At 66.8% G+C, this 21,648-nt stretch carries 17 protein-coding genes; 14 read left to right on the top strand and 3 right to left on the bottom strand.

Going from position 1 to position 21,648, the window contains the following annotated elements:
- Positions 1-228 precede the first annotated feature (228 nt).
- Together H6955_11975 and H6955_11970 are read left to right on the top strand one after the other, a co-directional pair.
- Positions 229-1,872, top strand: coding sequence for an ABC transporter permease subunit (locus H6955_11975; protein ID MCP5314275.1), 1,644 nt, complete (start codon positions 229-231; stop codon positions 1,870-1,872).
- Positions 1,869-2,954 (top strand): ABC transporter ATP-binding protein, encoded by a 1,086-nt coding sequence (locus tag H6955_11970; GenBank protein ID MCP5314274.1) that lies wholly within the window; start codon positions 1,869-1,871, stop codon positions 2,952-2,954. Before H6955_11975 ends, H6955_11970 begins: the two co-directional genes overlap by 4 nt.
- An 11-nt stretch (positions 2,955-2,965) precedes the next feature.
- Here the strand turns inward: H6955_11970 and H6955_11965 are convergent, their stop codons facing one another.
- Entirely contained in the window at positions 2,966-4,879 is a 1,914-nt protein-coding gene (locus tag H6955_11965; GenBank protein ID MCP5314273.1) for an acyltransferase, read from the bottom strand.
- A 231-nt stretch (positions 4,880-5,110) separates the two neighbouring features.
- Positions 5,111-6,442 carry a c-type cytochrome gene (locus H6955_11960; protein MCP5314272.1) on the bottom strand — a complete coding sequence of 444 codons (1,332 nt, stop codon included), beginning with the start codon at positions 6,440-6,442 and terminating at the stop codon, positions 5,111-5,113.
- 205 nt (positions 6,443-6,647) lie between these two features.
- Here H6955_11960 and H6955_11955 point away from each other — a divergent pair, with 205 nt between their 5' ends.
- Genes H6955_11955 through H6955_11945 form a run of 3 tightly spaced genes read left to right on the top strand, consistent with a single transcriptional unit; the run spans position 6,648 to position 13,534 of the window.
- On the top strand, positions 6,648-9,317 hold the full coding sequence (locus H6955_11955; protein ID MCP5314271.1) for a PD-(D/E)XK nuclease family protein: 2,670 nt from the start codon (positions 6,648-6,650) through the stop codon (positions 9,315-9,317).
- Positions 9,310-12,636: a UvrD-helicase domain-containing protein gene (locus H6955_11950; GenBank protein MCP5314270.1), complete on the top strand. Its 3,327-nt coding sequence runs from the start codon at positions 9,310-9,312 to the stop codon at positions 12,634-12,636. Before H6955_11955 ends, H6955_11950 begins: the two co-directional genes overlap by 8 nt.
- Before the next feature lie 55 nt (positions 12,637-12,691).
- Positions 12,692-13,534: a hypothetical protein gene (locus H6955_11945; protein ID MCP5314269.1), complete on the top strand. Its 843-nt coding sequence runs from the start codon at positions 12,692-12,694 to the stop codon at positions 13,532-13,534.
- Positions 13,535-13,565: 31 nt separating this feature from the next.
- On the opposite strand, the gene H6955_11940 is transcribed toward H6955_11945, so the two are convergent.
- Complete coding sequence (locus H6955_11940; protein ID MCP5314268.1) at positions 13,566-13,913, bottom strand: hypothetical protein; 348 nt, start codon at positions 13,911-13,913, stop codon at positions 13,566-13,568.
- Between the two features lie 300 nt (positions 13,914-14,213).
- Between H6955_11940 and H6955_11935 the strand changes: the two genes are divergently transcribed.
- The 9 genes from H6955_11935 to H6955_11895 are packed head-to-tail and all read left to right on the top strand — an operon-like array spanning position 14,214 to position 21,565.
- Positions 14,214-14,681: a Na+/H+ antiporter subunit E gene (locus H6955_11935; protein MCP5314267.1), complete on the top strand. Its 468-nt coding sequence runs from the start codon at positions 14,214-14,216 to the stop codon at positions 14,679-14,681.
- 4 nt (positions 14,682-14,685) lie between these two features.
- Positions 14,686-14,970 carry a pH regulation protein F gene (locus H6955_11930; GenBank protein MCP5314266.1) on the top strand — a complete coding sequence of 95 codons (285 nt, stop codon included), beginning with the start codon at positions 14,686-14,688 and terminating at the stop codon, positions 14,968-14,970.
- Positions 14,967-15,311 carry a monovalent cation/H(+) antiporter subunit G gene (locus tag H6955_11925; GenBank protein ID MCP5314265.1) on the top strand — a complete coding sequence of 115 codons (345 nt, stop codon included), beginning with the start codon at positions 14,967-14,969 and terminating at the stop codon, positions 15,309-15,311. Before H6955_11930 ends, H6955_11925 begins: the two co-directional genes overlap by 4 nt.
- Positions 15,299-16,270, top strand: coding sequence for a DUF4040 domain-containing protein (locus tag H6955_11920; GenBank protein MCP5314264.1), 972 nt, complete (start codon positions 15,299-15,301; stop codon positions 16,268-16,270). The genes H6955_11925 and H6955_11920 overlap by 13 nt, the downstream gene beginning before the upstream one ends.
- Positions 16,267-16,674 carry a cation:proton antiporter subunit C gene (locus H6955_11915; GenBank protein ID MCP5314263.1) on the top strand — a complete coding sequence of 136 codons (408 nt, stop codon included), beginning with the start codon at positions 16,267-16,269 and terminating at the stop codon, positions 16,672-16,674. The genes H6955_11920 and H6955_11915 overlap by 4 nt, the downstream gene beginning before the upstream one ends.
- Positions 16,671-18,155, top strand: coding sequence for a monovalent cation/H+ antiporter subunit D family protein (locus H6955_11910; protein MCP5314262.1), 1,485 nt, complete (start codon positions 16,671-16,673; stop codon positions 18,153-18,155). Before H6955_11915 ends, H6955_11910 begins: the two co-directional genes overlap by 4 nt.
- The gene (locus H6955_11905; protein ID MCP5314261.1) at positions 18,152-19,606 is read left to right on the top strand and encodes a monovalent cation/H+ antiporter subunit D family protein; all 1,455 of its coding nucleotides are present in this window, start codon (positions 18,152-18,154) and stop codon (positions 19,604-19,606) included. Before H6955_11910 ends, H6955_11905 begins: the two co-directional genes overlap by 4 nt.
- A complete protein-coding gene (locus H6955_11900) occupies positions 19,603-19,878 on the top strand; it encodes a hypothetical protein (protein ID MCP5314260.1) in 276 nt (91 codons plus the stop codon). The genes H6955_11905 and H6955_11900 overlap by 4 nt, the downstream gene beginning before the upstream one ends.
- Positions 19,871-21,565 (top strand): Na(+)/H(+) antiporter subunit D, encoded by a 1,695-nt coding sequence (locus tag H6955_11895; protein ID MCP5314259.1) that lies wholly within the window; start codon positions 19,871-19,873, stop codon positions 21,563-21,565. Before H6955_11900 ends, H6955_11895 begins: the two co-directional genes overlap by 8 nt.
- Positions 21,566-21,648: the final 83 nt, after the last annotated feature.

The raw sequence follows: 21,648 nt of genomic DNA, 5'->3' as shown, positions 1-21,648 counted from the left end.
CGATCTCAAGCTATTGACGTCAATAATAAAATGCTGATGCTCGCCCGGCTTCCAGCGGCCTTCAGCGGAGTTGGCAGGCCGCCGTCAAAAGGGGCAGAATGAGGCGTTGACCCGGTTCAGCGCCGCGGAGCGGCGCCAGCCACACCCGCTGCTGATCGCTCAAACCGCGCCCGCGGAACGGCCGCGGCCGATGACGGCGGACGCGCCGCCGCAGAAACAACAAGCCGAATGAGCGAACGAACCTACACCACCTGGAAGTGCAATGGCCTGGGATTGCTGGTGCTGGCAGTGATTGCCGCAGCAGTCGTCTGGCCTCTGGCGCAATGGTTCGCCGACCTGACGGGTGCCCTGCGACTCGCCGAACTGTGGACCGACGACGTGCTGCAGCAGGCATTTCGCAATAGCGTCGGCGTACTGCTGCTCGGCAGCGCGCTGGCCAGCCTGATCGCGCTACCGGTCGCATTCGTCGCGCTGCGCTGTTCGCCGGCGGTGCGTTGGTCCGTCGCGGCGCTCGCGTTGATCGCCTTCGCGATGCCGGCATTCCTGGTTGCCGCGGTCCTGCAGGATCTCGCCAGTCTCGCCGCGGGCGTTGTGCCAGCCTCCTGGCTCATGGGCCTGGAGCCGTTCGGCGCCTTCGCGACCCTGGTGCTGACCTACGCCGTGCATTACTCGCCGCTGATTGCGTTGACCACCCTGATGGGGCTGTTGCAGATCGATGCCTCGCTCGAGGAGAGTGCCCGCAATCTCGGTGCAGGGCGCCTCAAGGTCTGGTGGCAGATCACCCGCCCGCTGGCGATGCCGGGGTATCTCGCGGGTGCCACCCTCGCCGCGTTGCGCATGCTGGAGGACGCGGCGACACCGCTGGTACTCGGCGTCCGCGAGATGCTTGCGCCACAACTGCTGCTCGCGCTGGGCCGCGAGGCTGGCGGCGCAAACGCCGCTTCACCTTTCGCCATCGCGCTGTTGCTGGTCGCGGCGCTGCTCGTCGCTGGTGCCTGGTCGTCCCTGTCGTCGCGTGATCTCGCCGCGGGCGACGACACACGGGTGCGGGCGCGCCGCTGGCCGCGCGCGCCGGCCAGGGTGGTCGCCGTCCTGGCACTGCCGGCGTTCGCGCTGGTGGCCCTTCCGGTCCTCGGGTGGCTGCTGCACCTGGCATCCGGAGCGTTGATAGACCGCACAGGCGACCCGTCCACGGCGCTCGCCGACGCACTGTTCGCGCAATGGCCCGTGCTGCACGACTCGCTCCCTTACATCGGCCTGAGCGCAGGCCTTGCGGTGTTGCTCGGCGCCTCGGCCGCCGCGGCGCGCGGGCACGGACCCGTCGCGCGGGCGCTGCGCGGGGCGACGGTCGCGTTGTGGACGATACCTGGTCTGGTACTCGCCGCGGCCTACCTGGTCAATTCGGACCGGCTCGATGCACTGGGGGTCGCGATCCCGTTCGGCAGCACCGGGCTGCTCGCCGCAGTGGTGGCGTTGAAACTGCTCCCCTTGCTCGAGCGGCTGTTCGCGGGCCGTTCAGTGCTGGATCTCGACACCGGCCGACCGGTCGCGGTCCTGGGGCTGGGACTGCGTGCCACGCTGCCGCTGCTGGTCGCCGCATTCGCTTTTGCGGCGGTCGGTGCGCTCGCCGAGATCTCCGCGATGCTGGTGTTGGTGCACACCCCGCCGCTGCCTTTCACACAGACCGTGTACATGGCGCTGCAGGGTGATGCGCCGGCGCTCGACTGGGCGGTGCCCGGTGTTCTGCTTACCCTGATCATCGTCGGCCTGATAGCCACGGCGGTGGTGCTGGTCCGCGCGCGTCGCCGGCTCCATAGCGGCGTGGAACAGCCATTCCGCCTGCCGGCCGAATGGCAGCGAGGCAGCGCATGACACACAGCCAACCGGCCAGCGTCGAGCTGCGCGGCGTCGATGTCGTGGTCAACCAGCGCGAGATCCTGCGGCATATCGATCTGAACGTGCTCCCGGGCGAGTTGTTCGTGGTGCTCGGGGGCGCCGGGTCGGGCAAGTCGACGCTGTTGCGCTCGATCGCCGGACTGGACCCGGTCGCCGCCGGCTCGCTGTGGATCGACGACCAGGAGATCACCCGCAGCGCCGCCAACCGCCGACCGATCGCGTTGATGTTTCAGTCGTACCGCCTGTGGCCGCACATGCCGGTCGCCCGCAACGTCGGCTTCGCGCTGGATCGCAGCGGCCTGGGTGCCAGCGACCGGCGCGGCCGGGTGACGCGTGAACTGGCGTTCGTCGGGCTTTCGGAGTTCGCACGCCATCTGCCGTGGCAGCTGAACCCAAGCCAACGGCAGCGCGTCGCGCTGGCCCGAACGCTGGCCGCGGACGCCCGGGTCATATTGCTCGACGAACCGTTCAGTGCCCAGGACGCGCAACGCCGCGAGCACCTGTTGCGCGTCCTGCGCAAGCGCCTGCAGCAGAGCGCTGCGACCACGCTGCTGACAACCCAGGACCGCAGCGAGGCACTGCGCGTCGCCGACCGCATCGCGGTCGTCCACGAAGGCGAGATACAACAGACCGGAACACCGATCGAGTTGTACGACACACCGCGCAACCGCTACGTGGCCGAATACATGGGCAGCGCTAACCTGATCGACGGGGAGATCGAGTTTGCCGGCGAGCAGGCACTGTTCCGGGCGGAGAACGGCATCGTGATTCCGTTGTTCGACCACCCGCTGATCCGGCCACGCACCGGCACCGCGATGTTCCGTCCGCACGACCTGCATGTCGTGCATCCGAATGCCGCGCCCTTCGGTGACCAGATCCGCTTCAGCGGCCGGGTCGAACAGACCGAGTTCCTCGGAGACAGCATGCGCTACAGCATCGAGATCGCAGGCAAGACCGTGTGGATGGACCGGTCGCGCAGCAGCGAAACCCTACTCAACGTGGGCGACCAGGTCGTGGTCGGGCTCGACCCGGCTCGCATCCGGATCCTCGAAGGCTGACGCGACGTCCGTTAGCCGGCACCCCGCTGCAACAATCGCAGAAAACCCTGATCCAGCATGAGCTCGCCGTAGAGCCGTGCGCCATCCAGTGTCCAGTGGCCGTAATCGAACACCAGCAGGCGATGGTCGTCGCTCAACACCCGGCACCGCGTCGCCTCGGCGTCGCACAGCTGGGCTCGACGATCGAAATAGGCGATGCCGAGTGCGTCCAGGCGTTGACGCAGTACCGTGTTGATCTTGTCGATCTCCGTGTCCCTGTAGCTCGCCATGATCTTCGGCAGGCGGTCGAGCGCACCGCGGTGTCGCTGCACCAGGCTCGGCACGTCGGGAAACTCCGCGGTTCGCCCCAGCACCACCAGGTGGGCACCGTACCTGGCGAGCGCGCGCTGCAGCGCCTGCAGCTGCCTCAGAATGAAAGGATCCCAGCGCATCGCCAACACGACGTAGTCAGCCTCCCGCACGTTGCGACCACCGGCGAGGACGCGCAGCGCGGCATCACAAGAGCGGCGGTGCTGCGCGGTCAGGTGTGCCGGCGGCGGATGCGCGTCGTCGAGAAAGTGCAGGCAGTGCCGACCGATCCACAGACGGCGGAATTCGAAGTCCGCCAGGCGCTCGCGGTTGAGATACAGCGCGTTGAACACGTCGTTGGCGTGGCTGTCACCCACCACCAGCACCTTGGTCGCCCCTTCCGAAAACGGCGCGATGGTCTCGGCGTTGCGGGCAAGTTCGGACGTGTCCGTCTGCTGCCGTTCGAGATGTCGCGCCGACAATTCGAGGTTCGCCGGCAGATCGGGGAAGCGCCAACCCCAGCCGCCGTTGGCCCAACTGCTTGCGGCCGGCAGCGTCAGCACCAACGCCGCGAGCGCACAACTCAGGCCGAACGCCGGTGGCGACAGTCGGCGCACCCCATGGGGACGCCGGATGGGTTGTTCGACGAACCGGTACATCAGCACCGCACCGCCGACCGCTGTGCCACCGAGCACCCATTGGACAATCGGCGTCAGTGTTTCGAACGTCAGGTAACGGTAGAACACGATCAGTGGCCAGTGCAGCAGGTACAGGGAATAACTAATCAGCCCGATCCCGACCATCAGCCGGTTGCGCAGCAGCCAGCCCGCGAAGCGTGCCCTTCCCGCGTAGATCGCCATTGCCGCGCCGCCACTGGGCAGCAGGGCATTGAACCAGGGGAACAGAGTCTCGTCGGTGAAGCGGAACACCGCGTAAGCGATCAAGCCGAGCCCGAGCAGCAGCAAAATTTCGTCGACCGGGTTGGCCCGCAGTCGGAACCGGTCCGCCCACACCAACACCCCGCCGATCGCGAACTCGAACACACGAAACGGCGCCAGATAGAACATCGCGGCGGGTTGGTCCACATACAATGCATTGAGGCCGAGGCTGCCAACGCCGAGTATCGACAACGCCGCAACGGCCGCACCACGCGGGGCCCTGGTCAACAGCAAAACCAGCAACAGGGGCCACACCAGATAGTACTGCTCTTCGACGCTCAACGACCACATATGCAGCAGAGGCTTGTAGTGTGCCTCGACGTCGAAGTAGCCGCCTTCGGCCCAGAAATAGACATTCGAAAGCGAAAGTATGGCGTGCAGCAGGGCACCGCCGAAACGCTCCAGCAATGCAGGCGACAGCAGCACATAGGCCGCAACAAAGCTGCCGACCAGCGTGACGAACAGCGCCGGGAACAGGCGCCGCGCGCGGCGTAGATAAAAGTTGCCGAAACGAAAGGTTCCGGCGATGACCTCGTCGCGAATCAGGCGCGTGATCAGAAAACCGCTGATCACGAAGAATACGTCAACGCCAACATAACCGCCGCTGAACGGCGCAACGCCGAGGTGGAACAGCAGCACGCTCAGTACCGCCACAGCGCGCAGTCCATCGATGTCTGCGCGGTATCGCGCCTGGCTCACGACTGCCACAGGCCGTCGCATCGGAAAAGGCCCAGCACCGTTCGTCGTCCCTTGCAAAAGTTCACGCTGGCAACGCGTGGCGCCGACGCCATGACATCAGGCCCACGCAGAAAGCACGCGACCCTAGCGTTCACGGGGTTACTACGTCAACCGACGACGCAAAGTCGCTCCGACCGCATTGGATGCGCCGTGATCGAAGGCCGCAGACCGCGTGGCGCGGCCGCCGGCGAGTCAATGCGCCGCGGTCTTCAGGAAGTCGATCAGGTCGCGCCGATCGGTGGCGCTGTCGATCCGTTGCAGCGGCATCTTCGAGCCCGGTGTGACGACCTCGGGCCCTTCCCTGAACAGCGCGTCGATGGTCTTCTCGTCCCAGACCAGGTGGGCCCCGCTCAGTGCCGCCGAGAAGGGGTACCCGGGCAGGCTGCCGGCGCGCCGGCCGACCACTCCATACAGGGTCGGTCCGGCTCGACGCCTGTCGTTTGCGTCCAGCGAGTGACAAACGCTGCACTTGCGCGCGAACTGCTGCGCCCCGTTGTCCTGCTGGCTGTTGAGATCGAAGCGCAGCGCTCCCTGGCTGACCAGCGGCGCCGGCAGAAAGGCATCGTCCAGCGGCATCCGCGTGACGAAATCGTCGAGGCCGGCAAAGACCAGTGACTCGCCACCGGGCATCAGTGCGAGACACCAGACCGGTCCCATTACCGCGTGAAAGTCGCGCTGGATGTCGCCGTCAATCGTGGCGATCACCACCCTGCCCTGCGCATCGGCAAACGCAATGCGGCGGCTGGCGCTGTCCAGCGCCAACGCCAGTACCGGCTTGCCGTCGACCACGTAGTCGTGGCGCGGGCGGGTGCCGCTGAGCGAAGCACTGCGCATGCGGCCGTTCGCCGTGCCGTAAGCGATGAGATCCAGCCCCTCGTCGACCGCGAGCACATTGATGCCCCAGCCGTTCTCCACCACGCTCTTCAGATACTTACCGCTGCGCAGGTCCCACAAACGGATGTGACCATCGCCGCCGGCGCTGTACAGCTGACGCCCGTCGCTGGAGAACTGGGCGGCGTTGACCGGCCCCTCGTGTGCACTCAGGAACCCCCGAAGCGTGAATCCCGGTACCGCCCACAGTCCGATGCTGTGATCCCAGCCGCTCGAAGCCAGCCAATGTCCATCGGGCGAGAACGAGAGATGTACGACCTTCGCCGTATGACCGCGCAATACCCTGGGCTGCGGCGTACGACGGTCGTCCAGCAGTTCGTCGAGCGACCAGACGCGCAGCGTGAGGTCGTCGCCCGCGGTCACCAGGAAACGCCCGTCCGGAGAGAAGGCCGCGGCGTTGACCGCCGCCTCGTGTCCGATGAGCCGGCGCCGCTCGGTCAGGCCATCCACGGACCACAGCACCGCGGTGTAATCGAAACTGGTACTGACCAGCCAACGTCCGTCCGGCGACAACGCCAGACCGCGTACCGGGCCACCGTGCGCGGTGTGCCGCTCGAATGCATCCGCCGTGACACCCGCGCTGCCCAGCAGCAGCACCAGCAGCCACAGGGCCCGCAGACAGGCATCGCTCACAGCCGGAGACCGACAAGGATACTGGCTGAGCATGGCTCTCCCCAGAAGATTCGGATACGCCCCGCTGGCCGAGCACCGGCGCGCACTGCATCGGCAATCAGTGAGGGAGTATAGCCGCAGCCGAGGCGCCAACCGTCGCCGCTCACCCCGCGCGGTGGTGCTTCTGTTAGCCTTGCACCATCCAACCCCGCAGCCCCGACCCATCGTGACCTGGACACTCGACGCGCTCGACGACGAGACCACCCTGCTGACCGTCAACCAGCGCCTCGCCGGCGAACTGCGCGCGCGTTTCGACGCCGCGCAGGCGGACGCCGGTCGGCACGTCTGGCCGAGCGCCGACATCCTGCCGTGGAGCGCCTGGCTGAGGCGCGGCTACGAACAGCTGTTGGATACCGGCGAGACCTCGCTCGATCTGCTCAACCCCGCCCAGGAGGCGCTTCTCTGGCAGGAGGTCATTGCACAGGATCCCGATGCCGGGCCGCTGTTGCGACCGGCCGCCGCGGCGCAGGCCGCGCGTGCGACTTACCAACTGCTGCACGACTGGCGACTCGACGCCGACGTGCTGGCGGAACGTGCCGGCGACGACGGGCGCCGTTTTCTCGCCTGGCGACACAGGTTCGACGACGTGCTGCGACGGCGCGGCCTCATGAGCGGTGCATCGCTGCCGGCACTGTTGCAGCAGGCATTCGCGCGGGCCGTGATCCCTCCGCCGAAACGCCTGGTGCACAGCGGCTTCGACACCCTGGCACCGGCACAGACCGCGCTGTTCGAGACGCTGCGTGCGCACGGCGTCACGGTCACGGAACACCGTCCGCCGACCCGCGCCGCCATCCGTCAGCGAATCGCCGCGGACGACGACGAGCACGAGATCCGCCTTGCGGCGGACTGGGCCCGCGAGCGCCTGCAGGCCGATCCGCGGGCGCGGATCGGCATCGTCTGTGTACAGATCGGGGCGCGTCGCCAGGATCTGGAACGGATCTTCGACGAGGTACTCACAACACACACCTACCTGACCCAGGGGCCGCGCCCGGCGCTGTTCGACATCTCGCTCGGCGAACCGCTGGCGCAGCGACCCCTTGTCGCCCACGCGCTGCTCGCGCTGGACCTGCTGCACGGCGACCAGCCGTTGGCGGCGATCGGCCAGTTGTTGCGCAGTCCGTTCGTCGGCGGGCATGCCACCGAATGGGCAGCGCGCGCCCTGCTGGACGCCGCACTGCGGGCCGACCGCGTGCCGCGCATCGATCTCACCCGGCTGCACCATCGAATCGGCCAGTACAGCCCCCCCGACCGGCGTCACTGCGGCGACCTCGCAGCCCGCCTGCAGGGACTGATCGAGCTGCAGCGGACGCTGCCGGCCATGGAGGGTCCGGAACGATGGGCCGCGCACCTGCAGCGCGCCCTGGCGGTGCTCGGCTGGCCCGGCGACCAGGGCCTCGACAGCTACGAGTTCCAGACCCGCGAGCGCCTGCTCCGGTTGTTCAGCGAATTCGCCGCCTTGGCCAAGGTGCGGCCACGCATGTCGCTCGGCGAGGCCCTGCGTCAGTTGCGCGCACTGGCCGCCGAGACCCTGTTCCAGGCGGAATCGCCGGCGACACCGGTCCGCATCCTCGGTCCGCTCGAGGCCGCCGGGATCGCGTTCGACGCCGTCTGGTTGCTGGGCCTGCACGACCAGGACTGGCCACCGGCGCCACGTCCCGACCCGTTGCTGCCGGCCGGCCTGCAGCGCGAACTCGGCATGCCGCACGCCTCGGCGGAGCGCGAGTACGCATTCGCCGCCCGACTGACGACGGAACTCGCGAACGCCGCGCCCCGGGTGATCGCGAGCCACGCGCTGCGCGACGGTGACCAACAGCGTCGACCGAGCCCGTTGATCGGCGACTGGCCACTCGCGCAGACACCGACCCTCGCCGGTTCGCCGCTGCACCCGGGGTGTACGACACCGCGAGCGCACGACCCGATGCCGGCGCCACAGGCGCCACCGGCGCCTCCCGAGCAACGCGGCGGCGCCGCACTGCTGGGTGCCCAGGCGGCCTGTCCGTTCCGTGCGTTCGCCCAGTACCGGCTGGCCGCGACGCCGCTGGAAGAGCCGTCCCATGCGATCGACGGCGCGCTGCTCGGCACCCTGGTGCACGAACTGCTGCAGCGCGTCTGGTCCGTGTTGCAGGATGCCACGACACTCGCCGCGCACGACGACGCGGCACTCGCCGCACGGGTCGCACCGCTCGCCGCCGCGACCCTCGACGACCTCGGCCGGCGCCGCCCGGATCTGTTCACGCCGCGTTTCAAGGCGCTGGAGGCGGAACGCCTGACACGCCTGGTGCTCGACTGGCTGGCCGTGGAGCGTCGCCGCGAGATCCCGTTCGCGATCGCCGCACTCGAGCAGGAGCGCGTGGTCGAACTGGGCGGCCTGCGGTTGCGGCTGCGTACCGACCGTATCGACCGGCTGGCCGGAGATCGGCTGGTGGTGATCGACTACAAGACCGGCCGCGAGGTCAGCAACGCCGGCTGGTTCGATGCGCGCCTGAGCGAACCGCAGCTGCCGCTGTATTGCATCAGCGATCCGCAACGGGTCGATGCCGCGCTGCTCGGGCGGGTCAGGCGCGACGCCAAGGGTTGCGGTTTCGTCGGCGTGAGCCGCGAACAGGGCGTGGCACCGGGTGTCGACCCGGCCCACGATGCCGATCAGGCGATCGCCTGGCCGGCGTTGCTGACGCGCTGGCGGGCCGCACTCGATGCACTCGCCGCCGAGGTCTGCGCCGGTCGCGCCGATCCCACACCATCGCCGGCGGCATGCAGCTACTGTCCGTTCGGTGCCCTGTGCCGCGTGCAGGATACGGGGCTCGCCGAGCAGCCGTCCGAGGTCGCCGATGAATGACGTTGCCGACGCCGCGCAGCGTGCCCGGGCACTCGATACCGCTGCATCGTTCATCGTCCAGGCACCGGCCGGCTCGGGGAAGACCGAGCTGCTGACCCAGCGATACCTGTGCCTGCTGGCCGAGGTGGACCATCCCGAAGAGGTGTATGCGATCACCTTCACGCGCAAAGCGGCCGCCGAGATGCGCAATCGCGTGCTGGCGGCGCTCGACGCCGCACAGTCCGCGCGGCCGGACCAGCCACACCGCCGGCAGACCTGGGAACTGGCACGTCGCGTGCTGGATCGCGACCATGCCGGCGACTGGCGGCTGGCGGCCAATCCCAACCGCCTGCGCATCCAGACGTTCGACTCGATGGCCGCGTCGCTCGCCCGGCAGTTGCCATTGACCAGCGAGCTCGGTGCGGTACCCAAGGTGACCGAACAGGCGGCGACGCACTACCGCGATGCCGCGCGTGCGACGCTGCGCATGCTCGACGATCGCGACCTCGGCGACGACCTCGCGCAGGTGCTGACGCATCTCGACAACCGCCAGGCGCAGTTGGAGGACCTGCTCACCGCACTGCTCGCCCGCCGCGACCAGTGGCTCGCGCACGCGCTGGCCTCGCCCGACGGCAGTGCCATCGAGCAGGCCCTGGGTGCGGCCGTCACCGATCACCTCGCGCACCTGCGATCGACCTGCCCGCCCGACTGGCTGACCCGTCTGCAGACTATCGCGGCGCAGGCCGCCGACCAGCTCGGCGAGCCTCCGCCCGGCGCGCTCGGCACCGACTGGGAGGCGCTGCCGGCGTGGCGCGCCCTGACCGAATTGCTGTTGACCGCAAACGCGACGCCGCGCAAGAGCTGGAACGCCCGGCAAGGCTTCCCCGCACCCAGCGAGAAAGGCATCGACGGCGCCACGAAGGCTCAGCGGCAACAGGCCAAGGCCGAGATCGCCACACTCACCGCGCGGCTCGCCGAGGCGCCGGACGAGCGCGCGCTGTGGGCCGCGGTGAGGACTCTGCCGCTGCACGGTCCGGATGCGCGGCAGCAGGCCGTGCTGACCGGCCTGCTGCAGGTACTGCTGCACGCCAGCGCGCAGTTGCAGCTGGTCTTCCGGGAACAGGGCGAGGTCGATTTCGCCGAGATACAGATGCGTGCCCAGCGCGCGCTCGGCACGCCGCAGGCACCCAGCGACCTGGCGCTGAGCCTCGACTACCGGGTTCGCCACCTGTTGATCGACGAGTTCCAGGACACCTCGAGCAGCCAGTACCGGCTGCTCGAGACCCTGACGGCCGGCTGGATGCCCGGCGACGGCCGTACCCTGTTCGCGGTCGGCGATCCGATGCAGTCGATCTACCGGTTCCGCGAGGCGGAGGTCGGCCTGTACCTGGCCGCACGTGAACAGGGCATCGGCGGCCTGCCGCTGACCCCGTTGACCCTGAGCGTGAACTTCCGCTCGAACCGCGCGATCGTCGACTGGGTCAACCGCGGATTTCCGGACGTGATGCCGGCCGCGACCGACGTGGGCCGCGGTGCGGTGCCCTATGCGCCGGCGGTCGCCTTTGACCACGGCGGCGATGCGCGGGCGGTCCAGGTGCACCCGTTCGCGGGTGCCGATACCGAGGCCGAGGCGCGCTGCGTGGTCGATCTGGTACGCGCCGCGCTCACCGAGACGACCGACGGCGAGGTCGCGGTACTGGCGCGCGCGCGCAGCCACCTGCATGCGATCGCGGCCGCACTGAAAGACGCCGGTATCGATTTCCAGGCGGTCGAGGTCGATCCGCTCGCCCAGCGCCCGGTGGTCCAGGATCTCTACCACCTGACGCGCGCCTTGTTGCATCCGGCAGACCGCCTCGCCTGGTCGGTGGTGCTGCGCACACCCTGGCTCGGCCTCGACCTGCCGGATCTGCTGACGATCGGTGGCGACCCCGACCACTGCATCCCGGCGCGCTTACGCGACCCGGGCCTGCGCACTGCGCTCAGCAGCGACGGCCGACGACGTGTGGAACGCCTGATCGCCCTGCTCGACGGTCAGCTGCCGGCACGCGGACGGCGCCCCTTGCGCCAGTGGATCGAGGGCATCTGGCTGCGCCTGGGCGGGCTTGCCGCCGCCGGCGATGCGGCGGCCGATGACGCGCAGGCCTTCCTGCGTCTGCTCGACGACTGCGCCGAGGCCGGCGGACTGGTCGATTTCACGCGCCTCGCGAGCGCCCTGGACGGCCTGTACGCCGCGCCCGACAGCCACGCCGACGGCCGTGTTCAGCTCATGACGATGCACAAGGCCAAGGGACTCGAGTTCGACAGCGTGATACTGCCCGGTCTCGGGCGCCGTCCCCGCGGCCGCGACAGTGAATTGTTGTACTGGCTGGAGCGCCCTTCCGCAGATGGCCAGACACAGTTGCTGATGGCGCCGATTCGTGCGGTCGGCAGCGATCACGAACCGATCTCGGCTTACCTGCGCGAACTCGAACGTGACAAGGATCGCCTCGAGACGACCCGACTGCTGTACGTCGCCGCGACGCGTGCCAGGCGCCGTCTGCACCTGCTCGGGCATATCGTGTTCGACGCGAACGGCGAGCCGCGCGCACCGCAGGCGGATTCGCTGCTCGAACGCCTGTGGCCGGTGGTCGGTGCGGCGTTCACCGGGCTCGCGCCGGGCGGAGGATCTGTGCCGCCGCGCGTATCGACCGCGCCGCACGCACAACTGCGCCTCGCCGCGGACTGGCAGGCACGACTGCCGCCAGGCGAACCCCCGACCGCAGTGCCGCAACCGGCCGGCGAGGTCGCCGGGGCGATCGAGTTCGACTGGGCCGGCGACAGCGCACGGCATGTCGGGACCCTGGTACACCGGCTGCTGCAGCGCATCGCGACCGAGGGCATCGAACACTGGCCGACGCAACGTGCACAGGAACTCGACACGACCCTGCGCAGCGGCCTGCAGAACCTCGGGGTCGCCCCCGCCGAACTCGATCGCGCACTGGACAAGGCACTGCGGGCACTGCAGCAGACACTGGCCGACCCGACCGGTCGCTGGATCCTCGATGACCACGCCGAGGCGCGCTGCGAGTGGCCGCTGACCATGTTCGATGGCCATCCGCGGCACTATGTGATCGACCGCAGTTTCGTCGATCATGACGGTGTACGCTGGATCATCGATTACAAAACCGGCGAACATCTGGCCGGCGATCGCGCGGCCTTCCTCGACCAGGAGCAGGCGCGCTACCGCGATCAACTCGAGAACTATGCGCGCATCGTGCGGGAGATCGACCCACGTCCGATTCGTCTCGCGCTGTACTTCCCACTGTTCGCCGACTGGCGGGTGTGGAACTACCCGGAGTAGCGCCGACGCGCGGTGCTTGAAACAACCTATCAGCCTGGGAACGAGGGGCAGCAGGATGTCGATCAACGACGACTACCAGCGCATCGGCGAACGTATCGCGCGCCATCTGGGGCATCCGCAGATCGCCGGCATGCACCTGCCGACGCCGGTGGACGACGAGGACTTCCGCGACGAGTTCGGCTTTGTGTTCCTCGCCGACGGCAGCGTCGGTCCGTTCTACGTGAGCATGGGTGGGATGCTGCAGCAGCTGCGGACCCGCTACCCGGAACCGGCACGGTTCAGCGCGGACACAGCTGAGCTGTTGACGGGTTTCTCCGAGCGCGGGCTGCCGGAACGCGCCCTGGCACTTGGTGCCTACAATGCGCTGAGCGCAGCGTTGTACCGCAGGGCGCATTATGTACCACCGGACCGCGCCGCCGCGGCAGCCCAACAGTGGCCGCCGGCGGGTAACCGGGTCGGGATGGTCGGCTACTTCCGCCCTCTGGTCGACCGACTGCTGGGCAAAGGGGCCGAGGTCGTGGTGCTCGAACGGGTGCCCCAACGCATTCCGGCACGCGAAGGGATCACCGCAACCACCGTGGCCGCCGACCTGCGCGCCTGCAGCCAGGTGCTATGCACCGCGTCGACCCTGGTCAACGACAGTCTTGACGAACTGCTCGCAACACTCGGCGGTGGGGTACGCATCGAGCTGATCGGCCCAAGCGGCAGCGGCGCGCCGGACCCGCTGTTCGCGCGCGGCATCGCCTCGGTCGGCGGCATTCAGTTCGGTGACCGGACGCAGCTGTTGGCGCAACTCGCCGCCGGCGAATCCTGGGGCGGCGCAGGCCGCAAGTTCGAGGTGACACCACCGGACTATCCGGGGATCGACGCGTTGTTGCGGCGGGCACGCCCGGATTGAATCATCGATTCGAGATCCAGGCCCGGTTGGCTCAGGCGATGGTCGCCCTCACCCCCGCCAGACGCAATGCGACCAGTGCCGCACCGGCCTGATCGGCGCTCAAGGTGACCCGCCGGGCCGCGTTGAAACAGCGATGTTCGTCGAGGTGCAGCTGTTCGACGACGATGCCGCTGCCCATGCCCGAAAACACCGCACGCAATGTCGCCGGGATCAGGTCGTCCTGGGTGGCGCAGAAATACAGATGACCGAGGCTTCGGTCGAAGTAGACACGGCGCGCATCGAGATTGAAGAAGATCTCGTTGCTGCTGCCCAGCGCTCCGATCGCACGTTCGTGCCGCGCACAGGCCGACAGGGTCTTGTTGCTGACTGGTCCGATCAAGTCCGGGTCCTGATGCTGGATTGACTGATACGCCGCACGGCCGCGACTTGCGCCGCGGTCTGCCGGCAGCATAACGGGCATTGCCGGCTTCGCCAAGCCGGCGTCCCGGCCGTTGGCGACCGCCGCACGACGCCGGGAAAGGGGCCCGGAACAAGGGTCTGGATCGAAAAAATCAATGCTGCCCACATGGCGGAAGCCACCCCTCGGATTGCCAGGTCGTCGGTGATTGACTAGCTTTGAACGGGAAACCGTAAGCCCGTGCCCGTCAGGTTTTGGCGGGGAACCAACGACAGATCGAATATGCGCTACCTCTACGCGACCGTCATGCTCTTCGGATTCTGGATGCTGCTGTCCGGGCTGTTCTCGGCGTTCATGCTGTCCCTCGGTCTGTTTTCGGTACTGCTGACGGTATGGTTCCTGCGACGCATGGATGCTACCGATCACGACCCGAGCATCCTGTACCCGAACCTCCGCCTTCTGGGGTACCTGCCATGGTTGTTCTGGATGGTAGTGAAGTCCAACATCGATCTCGCACGCCGCATCTGGGACCCACGGATGCCGATCCACCCGACCTGGACCCGACTCGACACGCGCGTCACGACACCGTTCGAGAAGACCCTCTACGCCAACTCCATCACGCTGACGCCCGGTACGTTGACCACGGATGTCAACGACGACCACTTCATGGTGCACAGCTTGTACAAAGAAGGTATCGACGAACTCCGCTGCGGGGAGATGGAACGGCGCATCCTGCGGTTGAAGGTATGAGCCGATGCTGAGCGCCGCGATAGCCGCTGTGCTGGTCACGATGATCCTTGCCCTGATCCGTGCGTTCGAGGGGCCGAGCGCTTACGACCGGATGCTCGCCGCGAATGCGTTTGGAACCAAGACCGTGCTGTTGATCGCGCTGGGTGGCTATGCCCTGTCGTGGCACAGCTATCTGGACATCGCGCTGCTGTATGCGATGGTCAATTTCGTCAGCACGATCGCCGTGATGCGATTCTTCGAATACAGCGACAACGACCCGCCGCAACGGCGGCGCGGGGGCGAACTGTGAGCACGCCGTTGGAACTGCTGAGCAGCCTCTGCTTTCTCACCGGCGGCATTTTGTGTCTCACCGGTGGGGTCGGACTGCTGCGCCTGCCGGACTTCTATGCCCGGGTACACGCCGCCGGCCTGACCGAGACGCTCGCGACACCGTTGTTGTTGTGCGGACTCATGCTGCAGATGGACTGGTCGGCCGACCTGATCAAGGTCTTCCTGATCCTTCTGCTCATCCTGGCCACCAACCCGACCGCGACCCATGCGATGGCCAAGGCGGCCCTGCACGGCGACCACAAGCCGTTGGTGATCCACGACACCGACCCGGCGGAGGAGGATCGGTCATCGAAGGGTTGATCGACGTCTTCGTGCTGGGTTTCCTGGTGCTGATCGCCGTGGCCGCGATCCGCCAGCGTGACCTGTTCGCGGTCGCGATGCTGTTCGGTGTCTACAGTTTCATGACGGCCGCGTTGTTCATGGACCTGGATGCAGTCGACGTGGCGTTCACCGAGGCCGCGGTCGGTGCCGGCGTGACCACGGTACTGCTGTTGTCCAGCCTGCGCCTGACCACCCGCTGGGAAAAACGCCCGAGGCACAGCCCGTTGCTGCCGCTGATGGTGGTCACGGTAACCGGTGCGGCGCTGGTCTACGCGACGCTCGATGCGCCACTGCTCGGGGACCCGACAGCCCCGGCACATGTGCACGTCGCACCTCGCTACATCCAGCAGGGGCCGACCGAGGTAGGAATGCCGAACATCGTGACGGCGGTGCTCGCCAGTTATCGCGGCTATGACACATTGGGCGAGACATTCGTGATCTTCACCGCCGGCCTGGGCGTCCTGCTGTTGCTCGGTATCCAGGACGGACCGGGTACGCGTCCCGGCAGTTCGGCGATCGGCGAACACCTGGTGCTGCGCGTGGTGGTCAAGATGCTGCTGCCGCTGATCCTGTTGTTTGCGCTCTACGTCCAGTTTCACGGCGATTTCGGTGCCGGGGGCGGCTTTCAGGCCGGCGTGATCCTCGCAACCGGTTTCATCCTGTACGACCTGGTTTTCGGTGACGGTGACGCCCGCCTGGTGGTCCCTCCGCGCTGGCTGCACCGACTGGCGGCGCTGGGTGTGTTGATCTATGCCGCGGTCGGCCTGTTCGCGATGCTGCGCGGGTATGCCTTTCTCGACTACAGCGCCCTCGCGGCAGACCCGGTCGACGGCCAGCACCTCGGCGTGATGTTGGTCGAACTGGGTGTCGGGATCACCGTCTTCTCGGTGGTGATGGCCGTGTTCTACGCGCTCGCCGGACGGAGACGGATTCCATGAGTAGCCTGCCCGGTCTGTACAACTACTGGATCGTGGTGTTCCTGATGATGGCGGGATTCTACGTCGTCATCTCACAGGGCAATCTGGTCAAGAAGATCATCGGCCTGGCGCTGTTCCAGACCTCGGTGTTCATCCTGTATATCTCGATCGGCAAGGTGGCCGACGGCAATGCGCCGATCTTCATTGCGGGGCTTGGCGACTATTCGAACCCGCTTCCGCACGTGCTGATCCTCACTGCGATCGTGGTCGGGGTCGCCACGACTGCGGTGGGCCTGGCATTGATAGTGCGTATCCAGGAGGCCTACGGCAGCGTCGAGGAAGACGAGATCCAGGCCCGCGATGCCGAATCTGCGGACGCACCGGGCGCACGTCCCAATGACGGATCCGCGGAGTCGGAGACTTGACCCTCATAGACCACCTGCCGGTGCTCGCGGTGGTCCTGCCGCTGCTGGGCGCGCCATTGTGCGTCCTGATCGACCGCCCCGGGCCGGCATGGCTTGTCGCACTCGTCTCCACCTGGCTCGGGTTCATCGCCGCCGTGGCGCTGTTGGTCCAGGTGGTCGATGGAGGTCCCGTCAGCTACCACCTGAGTGGCTGGGCACCCCCTTGGGGGATCGAATATCACGTCGATCTGCTCGGCGCCTATGTCCTGTTGGTCGTGACGGCGATCGCCGCGCTGGTCATGACCTTCGCGCGCGAGAGTGTGCAGTCGGAGATCGCAGAGCGACTCATCGCACGGTTCTACGCGACACTGCTGCTGGTGGTCGCGGGACTGGCGGGCATCACGGTCACCGGCGACGCCTTCAACCTGTTCGTGTTTCTCGAGATCTCGTCGCTCGCTTCGTACGCGGCCATCAGCATGGGGCGCGACCGCCGCGCCCTGAGCGCCGCATTCCAGTATCTGGTGATGGGTACCATCGGTGCGACCTTCATCCTGATCGGTATCGGCCTGCTGTACATGATGACCGGCACCCTGAACATGCTGGATCTTGCCGAACGACTGCCATCGGTGACCGATACGCGCACCGTACGTGCGGGCTTCGCTTTTCTCACCGTCGGTCTGGGGCTGAAGTTGGCGTTGTTTCCTTTGCACCTGTGGCTGCCGAATGCCTATGCCCATGCACCCTCGACGGTCAGCGCATTGCTCGCAGGCACCGCAACGAAGGTCGCGGTCTATGCGTTGTTGCGCTTCATGCTGGAGGTGTTCGGCGCCGAATTCGCCCTGCAGCGCATGCCGTTCGACGACATCCTGATGGTGCTCGGGATGATCGGGATATTCTCGGCATCGCTGGTCGCGGTCTACCAGGACGACATCCGGCGCATGTTCGCGTATTCCAGCGTCGCGCAGATCGGCTACATGGTGCTGGGCATCGGCCTCACATCGACGCTCGGCGTGAGCGCCGCGATCCTGCACCTGTTCAACCATGCCCTGATGAAAGGCGCATTGTTCCTCGCCCTGGGCGCGATCGTGTATCGCATCGGCCGCGTCACCTTGGGCGATTTCGCCGGCCTCGGCCGCCGCATGCCGTGGACCATGGCGGCTGTCGTGCTCGGCGGCTTCAGTCTGATCGGCATCCCGCCAAGCGTCGGTTTCGTCAGCAAATGGTATCTGGTGCTGGCGACGATGGAGCAGGGACTGTGGCCCGTGGCCCTCCTGATCCTCGCCGGCACTCTGCTCGCGCTGGTGTATGTCTGGAAACTGATCGAAGCGGCCTACTTCGGCGAACCGGCCGCCGAGGCGCCGCCGGTCCGCGAGGCGCCGTTGTCGATGCTGTTGCCGATCTGGTTCCTGGTCGCGACCAACTTCTACTTCGGCATCTTTACCGAAGTCAGCGCCGGCGTCGCGACGCGCGCCGCCACCGCGTTGCTGGGAGGTGGAGGTTGAGCGGCGTCGCGCTACTCGCCTGGATTCTCGCGCTGCCGGTGATATCGGCGTGCGCCGTGGTCGTCGCGCGCGCGAGACCGAACCTGCGCGAATCGCTGACCGTCGCCTCGGGTATCGTGCTCTTTCTCCTCGTCGTGGCCCTGTATCGCTCGCTCGACTGGGACAACCCGTCACGCCTGGTACTCGCCGAACCCTTTCCCGGACTGCAGTTGGCGTTCGAGCCCGAACCCCTCGGCCTGCTGTTCGCGATGGTCGCGGGATTCCTGTGGCCGGTCACCTCGGTCTACGCGGTCGGCTACATGCGCGCCCACCACGAACAGCACCAGACGCGTTTCTTTGCGGCCTTCGCGGTATCGATCGGTGCGACCATGGGGATCGCCTTCGCCGCGAACATGTTCACGCTGTTCGTGTTCTACGAGATCCTCACGGTGGCCACCTATCCGCTGGTGACCCACGCCGGCACCGACGAGGCGCGCCGTGCGGGACGCGTGTACCTCGGCATACTGATGGGGACCTCGGTGAGCCTGCTGCTGCTTGCGACCGTGTGGACCTGGCAGTTGACCGGGACCCTGGAGTTCACCCGTGGCGGGGTGTTCGACGGCCAGGTCGACGGCGTCATGCTGGGCGTGCTGCTCGCCTTGTACGTATTTGGCACCGGCAAGGCCGCACTGATGCCGTTTCATCGCTGGCTTCCGGCAGCGATGGTCGCACCGACACCGGTCTCCGCACTGTTGCACGCCGTCGCGGTCGTCAAGGCCGGTGTATTCACGATACTCAAGGTGGTCGTCTATCTGTTCGGCATCGACGTGATCGCCGACCTGATGGTCGCGGACCTGCTCGCCGCATTGGCCGCGCTCACCATCCTGATTGCCTCGCTGGTGGCGATGACCCGGGACAACCTCAAGGCGCGGCTGGCCTATTCGACGGTCAGCCAGCTGGGTTACATCGTGCTCGGCGCCATGCTCGGCGCAACCGCTGGCGTGGTCGGCGGCAGCATGCACATCGTGATGCACGCATTCGGCAAGATCACCCTGTTCTTCTGCGCCGGGGCGATCCTGGTCGCCGCGCACAAGACCCGGGTCAGCGAACTGGACGGCCTGGGTCGGCGCATGCCGCTGACGATGTTTGCATTTCTGGTGGGCGCATTGTCGATCGTCGGACTACCGCCACTGGGCGGCACCTGGAGCAAATGGGTGCTGGTACAGGGCACGCTGGACACCGGCGCCTGGCTGTTGACCGCGGTATTGCTGTTGAGTTCGCTGTTGAACGTAGCCTACCTGGTGTCCATCCCGGTGCGTGGTTTTTTCCGCAAGCCGACCGCGGCGCAGGACGGTATCCGGGAGGCACCCCTGGCCAGCCTGATCGCGATCGGAGTGACTGCGGTCGGATGCGTGGCGCTGTTCTTTTGGGCCGACCCCGTGTATCAGGTGGCCGGGGAGATCACACGATGAGCGGCGACCGGCAGCGACGCTACCTGTTCGATGAACCGCGCAACGTCCGCCGCGTGGTGCGAGGACTGGTTGCACTGTGCATCGTGCTGATCGGCCTCGATCTGATATTGCACCGGCACGTCGTCCATCCCTGGGAGGACGTGTTCGGTTTCTACGCCTTGTACGGGTTCGTCGCCTGCGTCCTGCTGGTACTGCTGGCCAAGGAACTGCGCACGCTGTTGAAACGCGACGAGTGCTACTACGACGATCACGGCGAGGACGGCGATGCTTGACGCCTCACCCGCGCTACCGCTTTTTCTGGGCGCCTTGCTGACGCTGTTCGTCCGCGGCCACCTACGTGCCGCGGTGATGCTCGCTGCACCCTTGCTGGGCGCCTATGGCGTCTACCAGTTGGAACCGGGCACCACCACCCAGGTCGTGATGCTCGGATACAGCCTCACGCCGGTGCGGGTCGACGGGCTCGCCATCCTGTTCGCCTACCTGTTCCACCTCGCGGCGTTCATCGGGGTGCTCTTCGCATTGCATCTCAGGGACCGTCTTCAGGACACCACGGCGCTGGCCTATGCCGGCAGCGCGGTCGGCGCCGTGTTCGCTGGCGACCTGCTGACGCTGTTCATCTACTGGGAGCTGCTTGCGTTGACCTCGGCAGGCCTGATCTTCGCCCGCCGCAACGAACGTGCACTCGCCGCCGGCATCCGTTACCTGGTGGTGCAGATCGGATCGGGGGTGCTGTTGCTCGCCGGGGTCATCCTTTATGCGCAGGCCGGACAGGGCCTTGCGTTCGACCACATCGGCCTGGACGCGCCGGGTGGCTGGCTGATCTTCATTGCGTTCGGCATCAAGAGCGCATTCCCGATGTTGCACGGCTGGCTGACCGACGCCTATCCCGAGGCGACCGCCACCGGTACCGTGTTCCTCAGTGCCTTCACGACCAAGGTCGCGATCTATGCGCTGGCACGCGGTTTCGCAGGTACCGAGCTGCTGGTCTACATCGGGGCCCTGATGACCTGCTTTCCGATCTTCTACGCGGTGATCGAGAACGACCTACGCCGCGTGCTCGCATACAGCCTGATCAACCAGCTCGGCTTCATGGTGGTCGGCATCGGCATCGGCACGGAACTGGCGCTCAATGGTGCGGTCGCGCATGCGTTCAACGACGTGATCTTCAAGGGCTTGCTGTTCATGAGCATGGGTGCCGTGCTGCACGTCACCGGTGAGATACGTGGTTCCGAACTCGGCGGTCTGTACAAGAAGATGCCGAAGACCACGATGCTCTGCATGGTTGGCGCGGCATCCATTTCGGCTTTCCCGCTGTTCAGCGGTTTCGTCAGCAAGTCAATGGTGGTCAGCGCGGCGATCAGCGAGGGTTATTCCTTCGTCTGGCTGGCACTGCTGTTCGCCTCCGCGGGTGTGTTCCACCACGCCGGGATCAAGATCCCGTTTTTCGCTTTCTTTTCCCATGATTCACGTTTCGTCGCGGATGCCCACGAACCACCGCGCAACATGTTGATCGCGATGACCCTGGCGGCGACGCTGTGCATTGCCATCGGCAGTTTCCCGGGGCTGTTGTACAGCTTGCTGCCATTTGCCACCGATTATTCGCCGTACGATGTCAGCCACGTCCTCGCGCAACTGCAACTGCTGGCGTTTTCGGCGCTTGCCTTTACCTGGTTGAAGCTCGCCGGCATCTATCCACCGGAGCTGCGCTCGGTAAACCTGGACGCCGATTGGTTTTACCGCCGCGTCGTGCCGGACGCCGTACAGGCCGGTCTGCGCAGGCTGGCCCCGATCGACCGGGCGTTGCGTGCCTTCGCGATGCGGATACTGCACCTGATACTGCAGGGCCTGTCACGGCACCACGGATCCTACGGCGTGCTGGCTGCCACCTGGCCAACCGGCAGCATGGTGATCTGGGTCGCCTCGCTGCTCGGACTCTCGCTGTTGCTCTACTACCTCTAGTGGGCCACAGGGCGTTTTTCGAAACCCCTCCAGGAATGCCGCCGGCACGTGCGACGTACCGGGCGTCGGGTGTTACCATCGGA

This window comes from Chromatiaceae bacterium (assembly GCA_024235395.1).
Lineage (GTDB): Bacteria > Pseudomonadota > Gammaproteobacteria > Chromatiales > Chromatiaceae > Thiosocius.
Note: the sequence above shows the minus strand (reverse complement) of the source record. Positions and strands in the feature narration are given on the sequence as shown.